Source organism: Streptomyces klenkii (genome assembly GCF_003626645.1).
Classification (GTDB): Bacteria; Actinomycetota; Actinomycetes; order Streptomycetales; family Streptomycetaceae; genus Streptomyces; species Streptomyces klenkii.
Window position 1 is genome coordinate 732530 of the sequence record NZ_RBAM01000001.1, and the last position, 17516, is coordinate 750045.

The 17516-nt window shown below is 69.1% G+C and carries 19 protein-coding genes; 12 read left to right on the forward strand and 7 right to left on the reverse strand.

Going from position 1 to position 17516, the window contains the following annotated elements:
• Window positions 1-13 precede the first annotated feature (13 nt).
• Entirely contained in the window at window positions 14-1393 is a 1380-nt protein-coding gene (locus D7231_RS02395; protein ID WP_120753193.1) for a glycosyltransferase, read from the reverse strand.
• 714 nt (window positions 1394-2107) lie between these two features.
• Between D7231_RS02395 and D7231_RS02400 the strand changes: the two genes are divergently transcribed.
• The 5 genes from D7231_RS02400 (at window position 2108) to D7231_RS02425 (ending at window position 6788) form a co-directional block, all read left to right on the forward strand.
• Window positions 2108-2755, forward strand: a complete 648-nt coding sequence (locus D7231_RS02400; protein WP_120753194.1) for a LuxR family transcriptional regulator — start codon at window positions 2108-2110, stop codon at window positions 2753-2755.
• A 289-nt stretch (window positions 2756-3044) separates the two neighbouring features.
• Window positions 3045-3899 (forward strand): amidohydrolase family protein, encoded by an 855-nt coding sequence (locus D7231_RS02410; protein WP_277875530.1) that lies wholly within the window; start codon window positions 3045-3047, stop codon window positions 3897-3899.
• A gap of 215 nt (window positions 3900-4114) precedes the next feature.
• Window positions 4115-4582: an RICIN domain-containing protein gene (locus D7231_RS02415; protein WP_120753196.1), complete on the forward strand. Its 468-nt coding sequence runs from the start codon at window positions 4115-4117 to the stop codon at window positions 4580-4582.
• Between the two features lie 181 nt (window positions 4583-4763).
• On the forward strand, window positions 4764-5744 hold the full coding sequence (locus tag D7231_RS02420; RefSeq protein ID WP_241999524.1) for an LGFP repeat-containing protein: 981 nt from the start codon (window positions 4764-4766) through the stop codon (window positions 5742-5744).
• 45 nt (window positions 5745-5789) lie between these two features.
• The gene (locus D7231_RS02425; protein ID WP_277875531.1) at window positions 5790-6788 is read left to right on the forward strand and encodes an alpha/beta hydrolase; all 999 of its coding nucleotides are present in this window, start codon (window positions 5790-5792) and stop codon (window positions 6786-6788) included.
• Between the two features lie 183 nt (window positions 6789-6971).
• Here the strand turns inward: D7231_RS02425 and D7231_RS02430 are convergent, their stop codons facing one another.
• Window positions 6972-7742, reverse strand: coding sequence for an SDR family NAD(P)-dependent oxidoreductase (locus D7231_RS02430; RefSeq protein ID WP_120753199.1), 771 nt, complete (start codon window positions 7740-7742; stop codon window positions 6972-6974).
• A gap of 121 nt (window positions 7743-7863) precedes the next feature.
• Here D7231_RS02430 and D7231_RS02435 point away from each other — a divergent pair, with 121 nt between their 5' ends.
• Window positions 7864-8502 carry a TetR/AcrR family transcriptional regulator gene (locus D7231_RS02435; protein ID WP_120753200.1) on the forward strand — a complete coding sequence of 213 codons (639 nt, stop codon included), beginning with the start codon at window positions 7864-7866 and terminating at the stop codon, window positions 8500-8502.
• 115 nt (window positions 8503-8617) lie between these two features.
• On the forward strand, window positions 8618-10570 hold the full coding sequence (locus D7231_RS36915) for an eCIS core domain-containing protein (protein ID WP_199739291.1): 1953 nt from the start codon (window positions 8618-8620) through the stop codon (window positions 10568-10570).
• Between the two features lie 49 nt (window positions 10571-10619).
• On the opposite strand, the gene D7231_RS02450 is transcribed toward D7231_RS36915, so the two are convergent.
• Together D7231_RS02450 and D7231_RS02455 are read right to left on the reverse strand one after the other, a co-directional pair.
• Window positions 10620-11420: a GNAT family N-acetyltransferase gene (locus D7231_RS02450; protein ID WP_120753201.1), complete on the reverse strand. Its 801-nt coding sequence runs from the start codon at window positions 11418-11420 to the stop codon at window positions 10620-10622.
• Between the two features lie 71 nt (window positions 11421-11491).
• The gene (locus tag D7231_RS02455; RefSeq protein ID WP_120753202.1) at window positions 11492-12502 is read right to left on the reverse strand and encodes a GlxA family transcriptional regulator; all 1011 of its coding nucleotides are present in this window, start codon (window positions 12500-12502) and stop codon (window positions 11492-11494) included.
• Between the two features lie 52 nt (window positions 12503-12554).
• On the opposite strand from D7231_RS02455, the gene D7231_RS02460 reads away from it, so the two are divergent.
• Both D7231_RS02460 and D7231_RS02465 read left to right on the forward strand, forming a co-directional pair.
• Window positions 12555-12950 (forward strand): cupin domain-containing protein, encoded by a 396-nt coding sequence (locus tag D7231_RS02460; RefSeq protein ID WP_120753203.1) that lies wholly within the window; start codon window positions 12555-12557, stop codon window positions 12948-12950.
• A 153-nt stretch (window positions 12951-13103) separates the two neighbouring features.
• The gene (locus tag D7231_RS02465; protein ID WP_120753204.1) at window positions 13104-13706 is read left to right on the forward strand and encodes a CAP domain-containing protein; all 603 of its coding nucleotides are present in this window, start codon (window positions 13104-13106) and stop codon (window positions 13704-13706) included.
• A 120-nt stretch (window positions 13707-13826) separates the two neighbouring features.
• Here D7231_RS02465 and D7231_RS02470 read toward each other — a convergent pair whose 3' ends face one another.
• From D7231_RS02470 to D7231_RS02480, 3 genes are all read right to left on the reverse strand, one after another.
• Window positions 13827-14144, reverse strand: coding sequence for a hypothetical protein (locus tag D7231_RS02470; RefSeq protein ID WP_194961926.1), 318 nt, complete (start codon window positions 14142-14144; stop codon window positions 13827-13829).
• 284 nt (window positions 14145-14428) lie between these two features.
• Window positions 14429-14614: a putative quinol monooxygenase gene (locus tag D7231_RS02475; RefSeq protein ID WP_120753205.1), complete on the reverse strand. Its 186-nt coding sequence runs from the start codon at window positions 14612-14614 to the stop codon at window positions 14429-14431.
• Between the two features lie 62 nt (window positions 14615-14676).
• Window positions 14677-15072: a hypothetical protein gene (locus D7231_RS02480; RefSeq protein ID WP_120753206.1), complete on the reverse strand. Its 396-nt coding sequence runs from the start codon at window positions 15070-15072 to the stop codon at window positions 14677-14679.
• Window positions 15073-15431: 359 nt separating this feature from the next.
• Here D7231_RS02480 and D7231_RS02485 point away from each other — a divergent pair, with 359 nt between their 5' ends.
• From D7231_RS02485 to D7231_RS02495, 3 genes are all read left to right on the forward strand, one after another.
• Window positions 15432-15851, forward strand: coding sequence for a hypothetical protein (locus D7231_RS02485; protein ID WP_120753207.1), 420 nt, complete (start codon window positions 15432-15434; stop codon window positions 15849-15851).
• Window positions 15848-16177: a winged helix-turn-helix domain-containing protein gene (locus D7231_RS02490; RefSeq protein ID WP_120753208.1), complete on the forward strand. Its 330-nt coding sequence runs from the start codon at window positions 15848-15850 to the stop codon at window positions 16175-16177. The genes D7231_RS02485 and D7231_RS02490 overlap by 4 nt, the downstream gene beginning before the upstream one ends.
• Window positions 16178-16430: 253 nt before the next feature.
• Entirely contained in the window at window positions 16431-17108 is a 678-nt protein-coding gene (locus D7231_RS02495) for a DUF4232 domain-containing protein (protein ID WP_120753209.1), read from the forward strand.
• Window positions 17109-17516: the final 408 nt, after the last annotated feature.

Here is a 17516-nt window from a genome sequence, read left to right on the forward strand (position 1 = left end):
TGCTCGGGCGTCCTCAGGCCAGGGCCGGGAGCCCGAGGATCAGCGAGGCGGCGGTCTCCCGCCCGCCCGCCGCGCGTTGCAGGGCCCCGAGCCGCTCCGCCTTCTCGGCGAAGGAGGGGGTGCCCAGTACTCGGGTGAGCTTGTCGACGACATCGCCGACGGACAGGGCCTGCGGCCGGTCCAGGGTCAGGCTGATGCCGAAGTCCCGGCCGCGGACCGCCTGGTCGAAGCAGTCCACCCACAGCGGCCGGACCACGAGCGGCTTGCCGAAGTACACGCCCTCGTTGAAGCCGTTGCCGCCGCCGTGCGTGAAGAACACCTTCACGTTCGGGTGGGCGAGGACGTCGTGCTGCGAAGGGACCCAGCTCTCGATGCGGAGGTTGGCCGGCAGCGACTCCTCCGGCGGCAGCAGGTGCTGCTGCTCCTTGGCCAGCTTCCACAGCACCTGGTGCCCCCGGCCTTCGAGCCGGCGCGCGACCTCCACGACGGAGGCGACTTCCGCCCGGGTCAGCCGGGTGATGGTCCCGAGCCCCATGTAGACGACGGACGACTGGGCGTCCAGCCAGCCCGAGAGGTCCTTGTCGTCCGGGGCCTCCGGCAGCGGCGGGACCATCGCGCCGACCAGCCGCATCTTGCCGGGGATGGTGAAGGGGTAGTCCAGCTCCGCGATCGAGTTGCACAGGACCATCTCGGCCTTGTCGACCCGCGCCATCAGGCCGACCGACGGGAGGCCGAGCGCCTTGCGCCGCCGCTGGTCCTGCATGACGACCTTGCTCATCTCGGGCGTGCAGAAGATCGCCATGGTTCGGATCTTGAACAGTTCGTTGCTGATGCGCTGGGCGAGGCTCATCCCGGCCGGCAGCCCGGTGTGGGGCACCGGGAAGCCCTTCGGGGTGTACCCCTTCCCAAAGGGGGTGAAGGCCGTCAGCACGTTGCTCGGCAGGAACGGCACGCTCAGCACGTACGGGATCCCCCGGGCCACGGCCAGGTCGATCGCGAACCCGCTGATGCAGTCGATGACCATCAGCGCCGGCCGCACCTTGTCGACGACGGCTTCGAGCCGGCGGTACTTCACGTGTTGCAGAGCGGGCTTGTAGGACTGCTTGATGACCGCGCGGTGCGCCCTGAAGCGCGAGGTCTGGGTGACCTCGCGGTAGACGTCGTCGTCCCATGTCACCGCGGACAGCTCGGAGATGACCTCGCCCAGGGAGGCGAACTCCACCGGTGAACGCTCCGCGATCCGCTGCACGTCGTCGCGCCGCGGCTCGTCGGTGGCGAACCAGAGGTCCTCCACTCCCTGGCGCGAGAGCTCACCCGCCAGGACGAGCAGCGGGTTGAGCAGGCCGCTCTCCGGAAGGCTGACGAAGAGGATCGGCCGTCGGGCGGAGTCCATGGGTTCCCTTTCGGCGGTGGCGGGTGCGCGTCGAGCACGCCCCCACGCGGGTCGGCTGGCCGTGCCCACCTTTGATCTCACGCCGGGCGCAGGGAAATCCGTAGTCTCTTCCGCGGTCTCTTCCGCCCGCGGCCCGGGGCCTCGCCGGACCTCGCCCTCAGTGGCGCGCACGGCAGGTGCCGTGCCCCTTCCGGCGCAGGTCGCGCCGAGATCGGCAGGGTTCCGTAGAAATTCTCGACGTTTTTTCGGGAGCATGGAACCAAAGGCGTCGCGCACCCGTCCGGTGCGCTCGTCCGCGCTTTCCCGAGGTGAATTGGGCGCGACGATCGAGCGTTCTCCATTCGGCATACGGCCGTGGAAGCAGAGTTGTCCGACACCCACTGCTTCGGAACTCCAACTTCCGTTCTACTGGCGGGTAGTGATCGCGTGGGGCCGGAGAGTGAAGAACTGCCTCGGGCGTGGCGCAAAGACGCGAGTATTGGCGTGATTTCGGCCGTACGGAGCGACCGAAGCCGTAGTTGCGTACCGAACCATTTCTCGATGGAAGCCGCAGGTTTAAGTAACACCGTATGGCGGTCGTTGCCCACCGGTCGGTAGGTAACTAGCCTTCCAATTCATCCCATCTGCACGCAGTTTCATGAAGGGGATCTTCCTTTGCTGAATTCAGTCCCCACGCTCATTGATTCCGCCGCGTTAGAGACGGACGGCGACTCGATGGGCCGGCCCGGCGGCGCGGACGCGCACCAGCAGCCGGACCAGCAACCGGACCAGCACGGCATGTGCGTGGCCGGGCTCGACGCGGCCCTGACCATCCAGCAGGCGAACCAGGAGTTCTTCCGGCAGTTCAACGGCTCGTCCGAGGAACTGTGCGGCCGCAGCATCCGCGACGTGGTGCACCCGAGCGTCCAGCAGCCGCTGTTACGCCGCTTCTCCCACCTGCTCGAAGGCAAGCACCAGCGCTTCGTCACCCCCGTCATCGCCGTCCGCCCCGGCGAAGAGTCCGCCTTCACCGTCCCCCTCACCGCGATCGCGGTGCGCGGCGGACTGCCCGGCACGAACGCGATCCTGGTCATGATGCCCACGACCGCGGGCACCGAGGAGACACGGGTGGTGACCAACCGCAAAAAGGTCCTCTCGGCCATGGACGCCCGCATCCTCGAAGGCATCGCCGCCGGTATATCCACCGTCCCCCTGTCCTCCCGCCTCTTCCTGAGCCCGCACGGCGTCGAGTACCACGTGACCTGCCTGCTGCGGAAGCTCAAGGTGCGCAACCGCACCGCGCTCGTCTCCCGCGCCTACTCCATGGGCGTGCTCAAGATAGGAACTTGGCCGCCCGAAGTCGTCGACGACTTCGTGAAGTGAGCGGGGTACGAGGACCGGTGCGAGGGCCCCCGTCCTGGCCAGTCCTGTCCCGTCCTGTCCCGTCCTTGTCCTGTCCTGACGGTGGTCACGGGGGCGTCATGAGGGATCTCGTCCTGCCGCAAGTGCGGAGGCTCGCGGCAGGATGAGGCCCATGACTACCGACGTTTCGCCTTTGCGGCAGCCCGACGCAGCCGAGCGTGAGCAAGAAGAGCGGCATGAGCAAGAGCGGCATGGGCAAGAGCCGCATGAGCAAGAGGGGCACGGGCAAGAGCAGCACGAGCGCCGGCACGTGAGACGCTTCTGGCAGGAGCTCGGGCTGCCCGGACTGATCGACGTCCACACCCACTTCATGCCCGACCGGGTCATGCGCAAGGTGTGGGCCTACTTCGACGCCGCCGGTCCGCTCACCGGCCGCCCGTGGCCCATCAGGTACCGCACCGGCGAGGACCAACGCGTCGCCGGGCTGCGCGCGTTCGGCGTGCGCCGCTTCACGGCTATGCTCTACCCGCACAAGCCCGGCATGGCAGCCTGGCTCAACTCCTGGGCCGCGGACTTCGCCGCCCGCCACCCCGACTGCCTGCACACCGCCACCTTCTTCCCCGAGCCCGGCGCGGCCCGCTACGTGCGCCGCGCCGTCGAGCAGGGCGCCCGCGTCTTCAAAGCGCATCTCCAGGTCGGCGGTTACGACCCCAACGACCCGCTCCTCGACCCCGTCTGGGACCACCTCGCGAGCCGGGGCATACCCGTCGTCGTCCACTGCGGTTCGGGACCCGCCCCCGGCGCCCACACCGGACCCGGCCCCACAGCCCGCCTGCTGCGGCGCCACCCCGGAACACGCCTGATCATCGCGCACATGGGACTCCCCGAGTACAGCGACTTCCTCGACCTGGCCGACCGCCACCCCGGCGTGCACCTGGACACGACCATGGCCTTCACCGACTTCACCGAGGCCGTCGCCCCGTTCCCGCGCCGGGAGACCGCGCGCCTGCGGGAGCTCGGTGACCGCATCCTCCTGGGCACCGACTTCCCCAACATCCCCTACACCTACCACCATGCCCTGGAGTCCCTGGCCCGGCTGCGGCTGGGCGACGACTGGCTGCGCGCCGCCTGCCACGACAACGCCGCCCGCCTCTTCGAGGTGTGACTCCCGGCGCGGCCCCGCCGCCGTTTCCGGCCCCCTTCCGTACCCCCGTCCCTTCCCTTCCGTACGTCCATCCCTACCGGGAACCGCCGGCCGCCGTCACTCCGGATCGTTCCGGATGCCGCGCCCCGAGGCCACGCGGCTACCTTGCGGGCCGTCCGGTCACACCGCCTCGTGCGGTCGGGAAGGCACGGAACGGAAGGAACGGAACAGACCACATGCGCAGCATGCGAACGCTCCTGCTCGGCGGGTCCCTCGTCGTCACCTCACTCGTCGCCACGGTCCCCATGGCCTCCCCGGCCTCCGCGGCTCCCGCGGGTGCCGAGGACGTCGTCCAGTCCTTCAGGAACCAGGCGACGGGCAAGTGCATGGACGACACGAACAACGGCTTCCGTACGTGGAGCTGCAACGGCAGCACCCCGCAGAAGTGGTCCGTGCACGTCTGGGAAGACGGGACCCGCCAGCTGAGGAGCGCCAACACCGGCCGCTGCGTCGAGGACACCGACAACGGCTTCCGGACGGTGGGGAGTTGCAGCTCCGCGCCCGAGCAGAGCTGGTGGGTCAAGGTCTGGGGCGACGGCACCGTCCGCTTCCAGAACCAGGCCACCCTGCGCTGCATCGACGACAGCAATCAGGGCTTCCGTACGTGGGCGTGCAACGACAGCCCGTACCAGAGCTGGTCGTGACGCCGGCCGCGGCCGCTCACGCCTTCGCTCACCTCTTCTTCTCCTCACTGTGAGGCGAATCCCGACACACCCGATGCATCCGACGCACCCGATGCGCCCGACACACCCGACGCAAAGGAGCAAGCACGTGCATGGCAGATCCGTATGGCGCGCGAGATCCGGAACGGCAATCCTCCTGCTCGTGACGGCCCTCTCCGCCGTCCTGGCCCGCCCGGCGGCAGCGCAGGGCACCGGAGGCGAGCCCGTGCCCGGCCCCCTCGGGCACCCCATGACGGCCGAGGCCTTCTGCGGCGTCCCCGGCGAGCGCGACATCGCCGTGACCCGCAAGGTCTACGAGGTGGGCCAGCGCCGGAACGTCTCCGCGAAGGTCATGCTCGCAGGCTTCGAAACGGGCTGGGTCGAGTCCCACATGAACAATCTCGCTTGCGGGGACCGCGACTCGCTCGGCGTCTTCCAGCAGCGTCCCTCGCAGGGCTGGGGCAGCCCCGAGCAGGTCATGGACGTCGGCTACGCGGCCAACAAGTTCTTCGAGGTCGCACAGCAGATGGAGCCCCGCTTGGAGGGCAGCACCGCCGGGCAGCTGGCCCAGGCCGTCCAGCGCTCCGCCTACCCGGACCGCTACGACCAGGTCGAGGGCCACGCGATCGCCATGCGCGATGAGGCGTTCCAGCCGTACGGGACGATCGGCGCCAAGTACGACGGCACGGGCGGCCCCGGCGGTCCCCTCGGGCGGCCGCTGCGCGCCGAGGAGGACGCCATGCTGGGCGGGCGCTTCCAGCTGTTCCAGAACGGGATCGTCATCTGGCACCCCGACGCGGCCTACGCGATCTACGGCGACATCCTGAGCAAGTTCTGGGCCACGGACTCCGAGCGCCGCTGGGGCTTCCCGACGATGGACGAGGCGGACGCCGGGCGGGCGCCCGACGGGACGCGCGGCCGCTACCAGTTCTTCGAGCAGGGCCTGTTCCTGTGGTCGCCGCAGACGGGCGCGCACCCCGTGCACGGCGAGATCTACAAGGCCTTCCACGCGGCCGGTCACGAGGCGGCGCTGGGCTACCCCGTGACCGATGAGGTGGACGAGGCCGGCGGCAAGGCCCAGAAGTTCCAGAAGGTCACCATCCACTGGAACCCCTCCAGGGGCACCTGGACCACCGACAACTGACACGAACACCTACCGCATATCCAACGTCCGGGCCAGGAGGTCCTGTTGAACGAGCACCGTCCCACCCGCAGAGGTCTCCTGAAGGCCGCTGGAGGCCTCTCCGCGGCCATGGCCCTGGGCGGCGGAGGCGTCCTCGCGGCCGCGTCGACGGCCAGCGCGGCCGGCGACGGCCGCGGACTGCGCATCGTCGAAGCGGGCGAGTCCGACCCCCGCATGTGGTACTACCGGTTCGAAACCCCCGCGATCGGCTGGAAGCCCGCCGTCAACGTCCTGCTTCCCGACGACTACCACACCAGTGGCCGCAGGTACCCCGTCCTGTACCTGCTGCACGGCGGCGGGGGCGACTTCATCGAGTTCGACCGCCAGGTGAACGGGGGCATCCGCGCGTGGACCGCCGGCAAGCCCCTCATCGTCGTCATGCCCGACGGCGGAAAGGCCGGCTGGTACTCCAACCCGGTCAGTTCCTTCGTCGGCCCCCGTAACTGGGAGCAATTCCACATCGAGCAGCTGATCCCCTGGATCGACGACAACTTCCGGACGTACGGCGAGTACGACGGCCGCGCCGTCTCCGGCTTCTCGATGGGCGGCTTCGGCGCCCTGAAGTACGCGGCCAAGTACTGGGGCCACTTCGCCTCCGTGAGCGCCCACTCCGGCCCCGCCAGCCTGCGCGGCGTCGCCGACGGCATCGCCGGCGGAGTCGTCCACTGGGCCAACGCCTCCTCCGCGGTGGCCGAACTCGGCGGCGGCATGGTCTACGGCATGCCCTGGGACCAGAACCGCGTCAGCATGGACAACCCGTGCGAGCGCGTCGAGAGCTACCGCAACAAGCGCATCTTCATGGTCGCCGGCACCAGCCCCGCGCCGACCTTCTGGGACAAGTTCAACGAGACCGGTGTGCTCCAGACCCAGCGCGAGTGGCGCGGCTACCTCGACCGGGCCGGCATCCCATACGAGTGGTACGAGGAGCCCGGCGGCCACTTCGTACGGGAACACCTCTTCCGACGGGACCTCGACGGCATCATCGACCGCCTCCGCAAGGCGTAACCACGACGCGGCCCGCCCGCCCCGGCGGACCACACCCGCAGACAGCACGCCCAGGGCCTCCCGGCCACCACGATCCGCCCACCGCGGACGAGCCCGGGAGGCCCTGGGCGTTGCGGGAGAGGGAGGCCGCGGCGGCGCCCTCGATGTCCGAACCACGGGGGCATCGGGTCTTCGGGCCCGGCGTCATTGGGCGATGACGGCGACGCCGGTGCGTCCGCCGTCCACGTCGAGGACGGTGCCGTGTACGAAGTCCGCCTCGTCGGAGGCGAGGTAGACCGCTGCGCGGGCGATCGCGTCGGGGCGCCCGAAGCTGCCGGCCGGGGTGCCCTTCATCATGATGTCGCCGGGCTGGTCCCCGGTCTCGGCCGGGTCGGGGGTGCGGACCACGCCGGGGGAGATGGCGTTGACGCGGATGCCGCGAGGGCTGTACTCGGCCGACCACGCGCGGGTGAGGGTTTCCATCGCGCCCTTGGACGAGCTGTAGACGGCGCCGACCGGAACGCCGAGCCGAGCGATCCAGGAGCCCAGGTTGATCACCGCGCCGCCGCCGGCCTCGATCATGGTGGGTGCCACCGCGGCGGTGAGGAAGAACGGGGCCTTGACGTTGACCGCGTAGATCCGGTCGAAGGTCTCTTCGTCGGTGTCGGGGGTGGAGGGGCTCGGGTAGATGCCGGCGTTGTTGACCAGGATGTCGATGCGGCCGCCCAGGGCGCGGGTGGCCTCGTCGGCGAGGGCGCGGGAGGCGGCCGCGTTGCCGTCGAGGTCCGCGCGCAGGAAGTCGGCCTTGCCGCCCGCGGCACGGATCGTGGAGACGACCTCCTCACCGCGCTCCCGGTTGCGTCCGGAGACGGCGACGTGTGCGCCCTCGGCGGCGAAGGCGACGGCGATCGCGCGGCCGATGTTGCTGGTGGCGCCGGTCACCAGGGCGGTCTTGTTGTGCAGGCGATTGCTCATGATGCGACCTGTTCCCATCTCCGCAGGGGCTTGTGAGGCCGATGGTGGCTCGCGAAAAATGGACCTGCAAGTCCAGTCTGAGGAGTACGCTGGACCGACCGGCTCAGGAGGAGGGAACGTCATGCGCGGACCGCTGACGGCCAAAGGTCAGGCGACACGTGGCCGGATCATCCACGGCGCTGCCGAGGTGCTGCGGGAAAAGGGCGTAGCGGCGGCGACGCTGGACGACATCCTGGCCCGCACGCGCACCAGCAAGAGCCAGCTGTTCCACTACTTCCCCAGCGGCAAGGACGAACTGCTCCTCGCCGTCGCGCAGTTCGAGGCCGACCAGGTGCTCGACGACCAGCAGCCCTACCTCGGATGCCTGGACTCCTGGGATGCCTGGTACCGATGGCGCGACACGCTCATCGAGCGCTACGAGGAGCAGGGCGACCAGTGCCCGCTCGGATCACTGTTCCTCCAGATCGGCCGGAACACCCCGGGCGCGCGCGCGATCGTCACCGAACTGCTTCGCCAGTGGCAGGAGCACTTGGCGACGGGGATCAGGGCGATGCAGGACGCCGGACACGTGCCCGCCTCACTCGACGTCGACCGGACGGCAGCGGCACTGCTGGCGGGAATCCAGGGCGGCGTATCGATCCTGCTCTCGACGGGCCACTCCGCCCACCTCCACGCAGTGCTCGACGAAGGAATCACATCACTCCGCAACGCCGGCAGCGCGCCCGGTCTCTCAGCGCCGGCGGGGATACCGACGCGCTGAGTCACATCGGCGGAGGCGACCGGCGGTGGCGAGAGGCGGAGCCGGTGAGCCCCGGTCGCACGCCACCCGCCTTGCCCGCGGTGGCGTGCGGCCGGGGCGTGGACATACTGGTGGCATGGCCGAGCATGTGCACCGGGCGGGCCGAGCTGAAGTGGCGGCCTCGCCACCGCAGCGTCCCGTCATGCTCAGCCGCCCGAGCGACATGTACGAGCAGCAGGCCCGGGCCGCCGCTTCGCCGGCCGCAGGCGGCCGCCCGTCACTGTCGCGTATCGGCCCGACCGCTGCCGGGCCGCCCGGGTTCACCCGGTCCTCGGGCAACGCCGCCCGGACGGGGATCGCGCGGGTACTCGTGGAACCCGGTCAGGCGCTGGAGCCGGCTACGCGGAAGGCGATGGAATCGCACCACGGCCACGATTTCAGCCGGGTACGGGTACACACCGACGCGCGTGCGGATGCCTCCGCGCGGCTGATCGACGCGGCGGCGTACACGGCCGGGCGGCACGTCGTCTTCGCTGCTGGCCACTATCGGCCGGCCACGCCCCGGGGACGGGCGCTGATCGCCCACGAGCTGGCCCACGTCATCCAGCAGGAGCTGTCCGTACGCCCGGACGGACCGCTTTATGTGCAGCGCTCCGGACGGTTCGGTTTCCTCGGTGACCTCTTCACCCAGGGCCCCTTGGAGGCCTTCTCCCGCATGTTCGGTGAGGGGGAGTTCAAGCCCGAGGAACTGCAAAGCTACCTCGGCAAGCTGCGCCGCACCGGCAAGCCGGAAGGCGACTACGACAGCGACAACAAGGCACGTGCGGTCGTCGCCCTGTGGGCAGCCGGTTCCCCTTCCGTCGCCCTCGACCCGCAGCTGAAGAGACTCCTCGTGCGCGACTTGTACGACGGCGTGGTGAGCCAGGGCGATGCCCAGGCGATCCTCACCATCCTGGAGGGCAGCCTCGGCCCCGACCTCGCCGTTGTTCTCTCCGCCTCCGGCGTACTCCCCAAGGCCCTCCACAACTCCTTCGGCCGCCGGGAGCAGGCGCGCCTCCAGCATCTCCTTGACGAGCGTGTCAAAGGGGGTTTCGCCGAGGCGATGAAGGGCCGGGTGGTCCCCGCCGACGGAGCGCGCGCGGCCTCTCATCTCAACGACGAGACGTTCCGCAAGGAATGGGAGAAGGCCTTGCAGGAGGGGGTCGCCCGGCTGGTGCAGGCCAAGAAGGAAGCCCGCGGATGCGCCTTCCCACGGCCGGGCGAGCTGAGGTTCGACACTGAGCACTTCATGTCGGCACAGACGAGCGAAGACCAGTACATGAGTCGCGAGCGGATCGTCCCCAAGTCCGCGTCCCCCTACGCCGCCGTGGATCTGCTCTTCGAGAACCTGGACAAGTGGACGTGCGAGTGCCTGTTCTTCACTCAGCTCGCCCAGCTCTACGCGTGGAAGAAAATGCTGCCGGAGGCGGCGTTCAACCAGAGATTCGCCGCATTCGCCCTCGGAGGGGGCCGCGGCACGCCCGTGAAGGGCCTGGAGTCCGACGGACGCGGGATCAGTGACCCCGGCAGCCTCAAGCAGGCACCGGTCGGCTCGGTCGTGGTGTGGTTCAACAGGAGCGAGTACGCAAAGGGCACCGCATTCGAGTACGAGCATGCGATCAAGACGTCGTACGGGACCAAAGACGAACCGGAGAAATACGCCGCACATCCCTTCGAGGCCGAGTCACCGGGCGGTGAGACCAGGTGGCAGCTGACTGCCGACGAGATCAAGCGGCGCCTGGCCGAGGGGAACGCCGACTTCCCCCTCCACTTCCGGCTGACGACCGGCGAGGTCGATGAGCTGGCGCGCGAGGGAGTGGCTCCTTCGGTCATCACCGGCCTCCGGACGATCGTAGGGGTCGACCGGGTGACGTGGGTGGAGTACCGCAAGCTGCCGCCGGTACGGCAGCTTGCCGAGCTGACGAACCCTGAAGCGCTGCATCAGCTCGGCAAGGTCCGCACGCGCGCCCGGAAGCAGCCGGACGCGGGCGCGGCTGAGCAGTACATCGAGCGTGAGATCGAGCTCTATAGAATCGAGGTCCCGCGCTAGGCCCGATGCCGTTGCATTACGGGCCCGCGGGTCGGGGGCGGCAAGCCGGTCAGCTCTTCAGCACATAGAAGTGTATTGGCGAGTTCGGCTTGAAGCCGATGCGGGGGTATACGGGCGCCCCCGCCGCGGTCGCGTGCAGGGTGGCGCGGGTCTGGCCGGTGGCCCGGGCTCCCTCGTACAGGGCCTTTCGCGTCACCGCCTCTCCGTAGCCCTTGCGCTCCCATTCCGGAGCCGTGGCGACGAGCACGACGAAGAGACGCCCTTCCGCTTCCACCGTTGCGGCGCAGGTCACGGGGACCCCGTCCCGCACGCCCAGATAGGCATGCACCTGGTTCTTCCACAGCGCGGACCCGAGGAGCCCGTCGCGGCCGTCCTCGAGCGGGAACCCGTACGCGCGCGAGTTCAGATCCGCGTACGCCTGTAGCTGTTCGTCCGTGGTCACGCGTACGAACGTCAGGTCGGGGTGGGACGGCTCGGGGATGGGGAACAGGTCTCCGGCCATGCCGGTGCCGGGGAAGGCGTACTCGAGGCCCGCCTTCTCGGCCGCCGTCCGCACCCCTGCGCGTGCCCCGTCACCGAGGAGGCCCTCGAAGAGCCACAGGAACCCGGGGTGCCGCTTCGAGCGCATGATGTCCGCTGCCTGGTTGAGGCGTTGCTCGACGAGCGCCGCGTCCGCGCCGATGTCGGTCAGCGTGATGCAGTTCCAGAAGGCGAACCGGCAGTCGGCCCACCGGACGGCGATGCCGGGAAGGTCCCGCACATCGGCATCGGCGTCGCGGTCGATCGCCATGGCACGCCAGACCACGGCGAGCTGCTCCATTGATTCGATCGACTCCGTACGATCCGTCATCAGGGCTCCCCGAGCGGTGAATGACACAACGACCGTCCAGTAATACTCCACTTCGGAAACTGACGTCGGCTTCACCTCGTCCCCGGGCCGAACCGCTGCCGGTACGCGGAAGGCGTGAGCCCTCGCTCGCGGCGCATCAGGGCGCGCAGGTTGGCGGCGGTGCCCAGCCCGCTGCGCCGTGCGACGGTCTCCACCTGCGTAGCACCCCGTTCGATGAGCCGGCAGGCCAGGGCGAGGCGCTCCTGGGTGAGCCAGGCCAGGGGAGTGGTGCCGAGCTGGGCCCGGAAACGGCGGTGCAGCGTCGCCGGGCTGACCGCGGCGCGCGCCGCCAGGTCGGACACCGTCAGGGGCATCTCCAGGTGCTCCTGGGCCCAGGCCAGGACGGGTGCGAGGGACTCGTCGGGGAGGTCGGGGACGGGACGCTCGATGAACTGCTGCTGCCCGCCGTCCCGGTGGGCGGCGAAGACCAGCCGCCGGCTGACCGCGTTGGCGATGCCGGCGCCGTGGTCGCGGCGCACGATGTGCAGCCCGAGGTCGAGCGCGGCCGCGCTGCCCGCGGCGGTGAGGATGTCTCCGTCGTCGACGAAGAGCACGTTCTCCTCCAGGCGGACGGCGGGGAAGCGGGCCCGGAAAGAGCCGGCCCACTGCCAGTGCGCCGTGGCCCGGCGCCCGTCGAGCACCCCGGCCTCGGCGAGGGTGAAGGCGCCGCTGCACAGGCCGACCAGTCGCGCACCACGCGCGTGCGCCCGCCGGACGGCGTCGAGGACGGCCGGGCGGCGGGGCACGTCGACGTCGGGCCGGTTGGGAACGATCAAGGTGTCCGCCGCGTCCGCCGCCTCCAGACCGGCGACTCCCGTGAGCGTGAAGAACCCGTCCCGCATCAAGGTGCTCGGCTCGGGAGAGCAGAGGCGGAAGTCGTACAGCGCGCGGCCGATCTCGGGCCTGTGCAGGCCGAATACCTCCGTCGTGCAGCCGAGCTCGAAGGGGTTGGAGTTCTCGTCCACGATCACGACGACCCGGTGCGGCCCCTCCGCTGCCATCGGCGGTGCTACGGAACGCTGGTGCGAGGAATCTTGCGGCATATGCGATTCCTAGCACTCACGCGAGGCGGGCTCAAACGGTGACGATGACCGCATGAGCAATGAACCCATCGCCCTCGGCAAGGCCCTCGCTTCCTTCGACGCCTTCTGGAGCCCTCGCATCGTCACCCGTGTCAATGATTACGACGTCCGCGTCGCCAAAGTCCGCGGCGAGCACCTCTGGCACGTACACGACGAAACCGACGAGTTCTTCCTGGTCCTGGAAGGCGAGCTGAGCATCTCCTTGCGGGAACCGGCCGGTGAGCGAACGGTCCACTTGCCGCAGGGCACCGTCTTCACCGTCCCGCGGGGTACGGAGCACAAGCCGTCCTCCGCCACCGGCGCCGCGATCCTCATGTTCGAGCCCACCGGCACGCCGACGGTCGGCGACCGCCACGACGAGATCCCCGACCACGTCGACGCGACCACCGGGCACGCCCTCGACTGCTGACAGCCCGTCCGGACTGGCCCGGCTGATCCTGCTGACGCTGGTCCGGTCCAGGCGCGCCGCGTCCAGGGCGTTCGGGGGCGTCCGAGGGGTAGTGCAGAGGGCGTCTTACGGGTCGGGGCGAAACCCTGAGCCAAGGCACACGTTGTGCCGGGCATGACCACATCGAAGTACAAGCACAGCGTGCGACGCGCTGCCGTCCCCGCGTCCGTCCTGGCCGCCGCCTTGTCCGCCGTCGCCCTGCTCGCCTCCGTACCGCCCGTGCACGCGGCCGTGCCCGGCCTCCGGGCCGCGGCAGTGGACCGGGCGGCCCCCGGGGCCGTGCGGCAGGCGTACTACCCGAACGTGGACCGGATCGTCTGCGAGGTGAACAAGGAACGTGCGAACCGGGGCCTGGCCGCGCTGCTGATCTCGGACCCCGTCTCCGACGCGGCACGCCGCCACGCCCACGACATGGCCCGGATGGGGCGGCTCACCCCGACGGGCAGCGACGGACGTGACCTGCGAGCCCGGCTGAACGACGCGAACGTGTTCTCGTCCCACATCCTCGAGTACCTGTTCTTCGGCTACAACCACGACGGCTACTTCGCGGACATGGCCACCGATCCCGACCCGAAGAACGACATCTACAAAGGGCTGATGAACCGCGACACGGTGGCGGTCGGCGTGGGCTACGAGAACCGGTACTGGGACGTGGTTCTCGTCGGCAAGCACCGGAGGCTCGTCACCCGCCCGCCGGCGTGCGGGGCCGGCTCCTGACGCACGCCGTCCGGAGCCCCCGGAGCCGAGCCGAAGGAACGCGCCGAGAGTGCCGAGTCGACGTGTCGACTCGGCACTCTTCCGGTGCGGGCGGGCCCGCCCTTTGACGGTACGACCGACCTAGCGGGGATTGAAGATGACGCTGGCGAAGCGCGCGCGATTCGGCGCGGCCTGTCCCGAAGCCAGGCGCGTGGGAGTCCCCTTGCACTTCTTCCGGGGGTAGACGACGACCGGCTGCCTCGTCGCGTTGTGCGCGCCGCGAGCTTCCTGCCCGAGGTCGTAGCACTTGTTGTCCGGCGGATTCTGGATCGAGTACGTCCTGCCGTTGGGCCCCACCCAGGCGAACGTCCCGTTCGAGGCGACAGCGGAGCCCGTGCCGGCCGCGGCGAGGGTGAACCCGGCGAGTACGACGACGAGTGGACGGAGAATGCGCATCATGGTGCCCTTCGTGAGCAGCGGAAAACACGGCAGAAAGCGCTTATACCGGACCCAACGGTTCACCCGAACCGAAGGAAACGGTCGGATCCCGAACGGATCCCGTGTCGACCGGCCGCGGACGACCAGCGCTGCGCACTGCGCACGATCTGCGGGTGAGGGGAGCGGAGCGCACATGGGCGACACCCACAACGGAACCTGGACCTTGACACCGACCACTCCATGACCAGGAGAAAGGGGCCACCCGAGCCTGTGACCGGACCACCTTCACGCCGAACCGCTTGCCGTCATTCAGGCCTGCTGCGGATGAGTGAGCTCGGGTGCACTTCGCGCTCGATGCGCGGCATGATCTCCGGGATGTAGATCTTCTGGGTGGCGTCACCGGCGTCGTGAGCCTCCCAGTGGGCGCGGCTGGCCCATCGCTCGACCAGGACGAAGCGACCGGGTTCCTCGTGCGACTGAGTAAACGTCATTCGTCGCGGTTGCTGACCTGTTGTTCCACGAAGGATGCGGGCCGCCGTCGGCAGCCGCCGCGTCAGGAGTCCGTTTGGGCATCCTCGATGTCCGAGATGAGCTTGGTGCTCAGGTCGCTCTGCACCGCCAGCCGGGTGTGTCCGGCGTCCGGGCCGGTGCCCCAGGTGAGTGTGACGGTGGTGAACAGGTGCCCGGCGCCGGAATCGTGATAGCGGACTGCCCAGCCGGTGGGCACGTCCTGGGCGCGGAGGACGCCGTCGGCGTGGTTGGCCTCCTCCCAGGCGGCCAGCCGCCGGCGGAAGTCCTCGGTGAGGTAGTGGGCGCGAAGCTCCTGGCCCAGGTCATCGGTTCCGTCGTAGACGGCGTCGATGTAGGCGCCGTAGAAGTCGGCCACGCGGTCAACTGCGGAGTCCGGGCTCCCGCTGCGGACCGCGTCATTTGTCTGATCGTCCGGCATGAATCCCCCCTGAGGCAACGCTGTTCACTCCACGCCTTTGGTGGAAATCTGCCCCTGTGCTGTTGGAATCAGTCCTTCAGATGATATATGACTGAATGTGATGGTATGGCCTTTGGTTCCGGGGTGGCTGGGGAGTGTCGGGCGCAGCGCTACCAGTTCATGTGCGGCACCGAAAGCCTCTGCATCGAGGCCGAAGCGACCCTCGCTGCGACGCGTGCCGGCTGGTCGAGCTCCTCGTCGCAGGACAGCGCCGACCGCGCTGCCCCTGGAACCCGTTCCTTCGTACACTTGCCACTTTGGAAAGTGCTTGCCATTCTGGAAGGAGATGATGGGTGGGGTCGAGGGGTTGAGGGGGAGTCATGCGCAGATTCGCCGATGCCGAGGTGGCGTTGAGGCGGGCGGCTGACGTAGAGAAGGCCGCGCGGGAGCGGAGCGGCTGGCATGCGCGCTACTTGTGGGCGTTCGCCGCCGGGCAGTTGGTCCTCGTCCCGGTTGCCGTGCTGTGGCACGGCTTCGCCTCGGCCGTGGCCTTCGGGCTCGGCAATACGTTCTTCGTGACGGGACTGAGTTTGTACGCCGCACGGCAGCGCGTGGTGCGTCGCGGCTTCGGCGTCAAGCACGGGTTGGTGGTGGGGACTTGGGCTGTCGTCTTTGTGCTGTCGGTTACGCTCGGGAGCTCGGCATTCGGGAGCAGCCCCGCGTTCGCGGTAGTGGCCGCGCTGATGTGCGCGTTGCCGCTCGCGACGGGTGCCTGGCTTGAAATGCGGCGGTCGTCGTGACGGCCGAGAAGACCACCCCCGCCGTACCACGGGGCAGCCATCCTCGGCATGACCTCGCGCCTCTGCTCAACGCACCCGTGCGCCTGTCGGTCGTGGCCGCATTGGCCCCGGCGCAGAAGGCTGAATTCGGCTTTGTGCGTGACCTGGTGGAGGTCACCGACTCGGTTCTCTCCAAGCAGGTGTCGGCACTGGAAGAGGCGGGCTGGGTGGCTGTCGATAAGGGTCGGGTCGGTCGGCGACCGCGGACGTGGCTCTCCCTGACGGCCGAGGGGCGAGCCGTCTACCAGAGGCATTTGGCGGCGCTGAGGGCCATCGCCGAAGGCTAGCCCGGTGCGAACCGAAGGCTGAGCGCTGATTCGCATGACCCTGTTCAGGGTCTTCAAGAGTCACCCGCTCCGCCACTGCTTGTCCCTTCCCTTGTTCCTTGACCTCGTGATTGTGTCACCGGTTTGGAACAGCGTTGTCGTGGAACGACGACGTCGGTATCACCTCGGTTCACAGCCCTGTCATAGTGATCAAGTAAGTGCCGAGGGGCCGAACCGGATTCGGCTTCAACCGTTGGATACCAAGGGGTCTTTCATGTCCGGCAACCGTCGCAAGGCCATTCTCGTCTCCGCAGCACTCGTCGGCGGGACTCTGCTGATGACCGCGTGTCAGGACACGGACGCGGACGCCGCGAAGGGCTCTTCGTCCGCCCCTGCGGCTGACAAGCCGGCCACCTCGCCCGGCGCGTCGACCACCGGCGGCAACCAGGGCAGCGGGAAGGACTCCGCCGGGAAGGACTCCAGCGGGAAGGGTACGGCCGCCGGGGGCGGTTCCGGCGCGAACGGCAAGGTCGGCAAGTGCCGCACCGACGACCTGGAGATCACGGCGTCGGACAGCACCATCACCGGCGACACCGATGGCACCGTCGCGGTGACGCTGAAGAACCTCGGCCACGACTGTGCGATATCCGGGTTCGCGGGCGTCGACCTGAAGACCAGCGCCGGGTCGCTGTCCGCGAAGCGTACTGCGGAGAAGTCCGGCCAGAGCATCCTCAAGAGCGACAAGTCGGTGTCCTTCGGCATCACCTACCCGATCAACAACTCGGGCGGCTCCGGCGTCCGCATCACAGGACTCCGCGTGACCCCGCCGAACGAGACGAAGTCGGTCACCCTCAACTGGCCGGGCGCTGCCACCCTGCCCGTCACGGAAGACGGCGGTTCCCCCGTCAAGGTCGGCCCGATCGGAAGCGCCGGCCAGGGCGGAGCCCAGTAAGCACTCATCGCGAGGCCGGGCCCGTGCGCTCCCGGCCGACGCCGGTCTGACCAACCCGCTCAACCTTCACTGAGAAGGCAGGCGAGAGTCCTCGAACTTCCCCGGACGCCTCCCACGTAACTTCCTGAGCCGCCAGAATCCCCCTATGGATTCAGGGGTGGCCGCGGTCGTGGGTGCCGCCGTAGGAGTGGTGGGTACGTCGCTTGCGGCTGCTGTCGCAGGCATCCGCCTCTACGGCGACTCGCCTCAAGGGTCAGGTCGCCTTCGGCCTGCCGACCTCTACCTCGGCGATGCCGACACCCGCATCTGTTCGGTGCGCTATCCCTAGAGCGGCTCTTCAAGTACGGGGATGCGCACTTCGTTGTTGTGACCGGGGTCCTCGCCGTCACGCACGTGCGTCACGCCGTA

Excerpts from the sequence above, each read along its gene's own strand:
- D7231_RS02395 (WP_120753193.1), bottom strand. The coding sequence starts at position 1,393 with ATGGACTCCGCCCGACGGCCGATCCTCTTCGTCAGCCTTCCGGAGAGC.
- D7231_RS02400 (WP_120753194.1), top strand. The coding sequence starts at position 2,108 with ATGGGCCGGCCCGGCGGCGCGGACGCGCACCAGCAGCCGGACCAGCAA.
- D7231_RS02415 (WP_120753196.1), top strand. The coding sequence starts at position 4,115 with ATGCGCAGCATGCGAACGCTCCTGCTCGGCGGGTCCCTCGTCGTCACC.
- D7231_RS02430 (WP_120753199.1), bottom strand. The coding sequence starts at position 7,742 with ATGAGCAATCGCCTGCACAACAAGACCGCCCTGGTGACCGGCGCCACC.
- D7231_RS02435 (WP_120753200.1), top strand. The coding sequence starts at position 7,864 with ATGCGCGGACCGCTGACGGCCAAAGGTCAGGCGACACGTGGCCGGATC.
- D7231_RS36915 (WP_199739291.1), top strand. The coding sequence starts at position 8,618 with ATGGCCGAGCATGTGCACCGGGCGGGCCGAGCTGAAGTGGCGGCCTCG.
- D7231_RS02450 (WP_120753201.1), bottom strand. The coding sequence starts at position 11,420 with ATGACGGATCGTACGGAGTCGATCGAATCAATGGAGCAGCTCGCCGTG.
- D7231_RS02455 (WP_120753202.1), bottom strand. The coding sequence starts at position 12,502 with ATGCCGCAAGATTCCTCGCACCAGCGTTCCGTAGCACCGCCGATGGCA.
- D7231_RS02460 (WP_120753203.1), top strand. The coding sequence starts at position 12,555 with ATGAGCAATGAACCCATCGCCCTCGGCAAGGCCCTCGCTTCCTTCGAC.
- D7231_RS02465 (WP_120753204.1), top strand. The coding sequence starts at position 13,104 with ATGACCACATCGAAGTACAAGCACAGCGTGCGACGCGCTGCCGTCCCC.
- D7231_RS02470 (WP_194961926.1), bottom strand. The coding sequence starts at position 14,144 with ATGATGCGCATTCTCCGTCCACTCGTCGTCGTACTCGCCGGGTTCACC.
- D7231_RS02475 (WP_120753205.1), bottom strand. The coding sequence starts at position 14,614 with ATGACGTTTACTCAGTCGCACGAGGAACCCGGTCGCTTCGTCCTGGTC.
- D7231_RS02480 (WP_120753206.1), bottom strand. The coding sequence starts at position 15,072 with ATGCCGGACGATCAGACAAATGACGCGGTCCGCAGCGGGAGCCCGGAC.
- D7231_RS02485 (WP_120753207.1), top strand. The coding sequence starts at position 15,432 with ATGCGCAGATTCGCCGATGCCGAGGTGGCGTTGAGGCGGGCGGCTGAC.
- D7231_RS02495 (WP_120753209.1), top strand. The coding sequence starts at position 16,431 with ATGTCCGGCAACCGTCGCAAGGCCATTCTCGTCTCCGCAGCACTCGTC.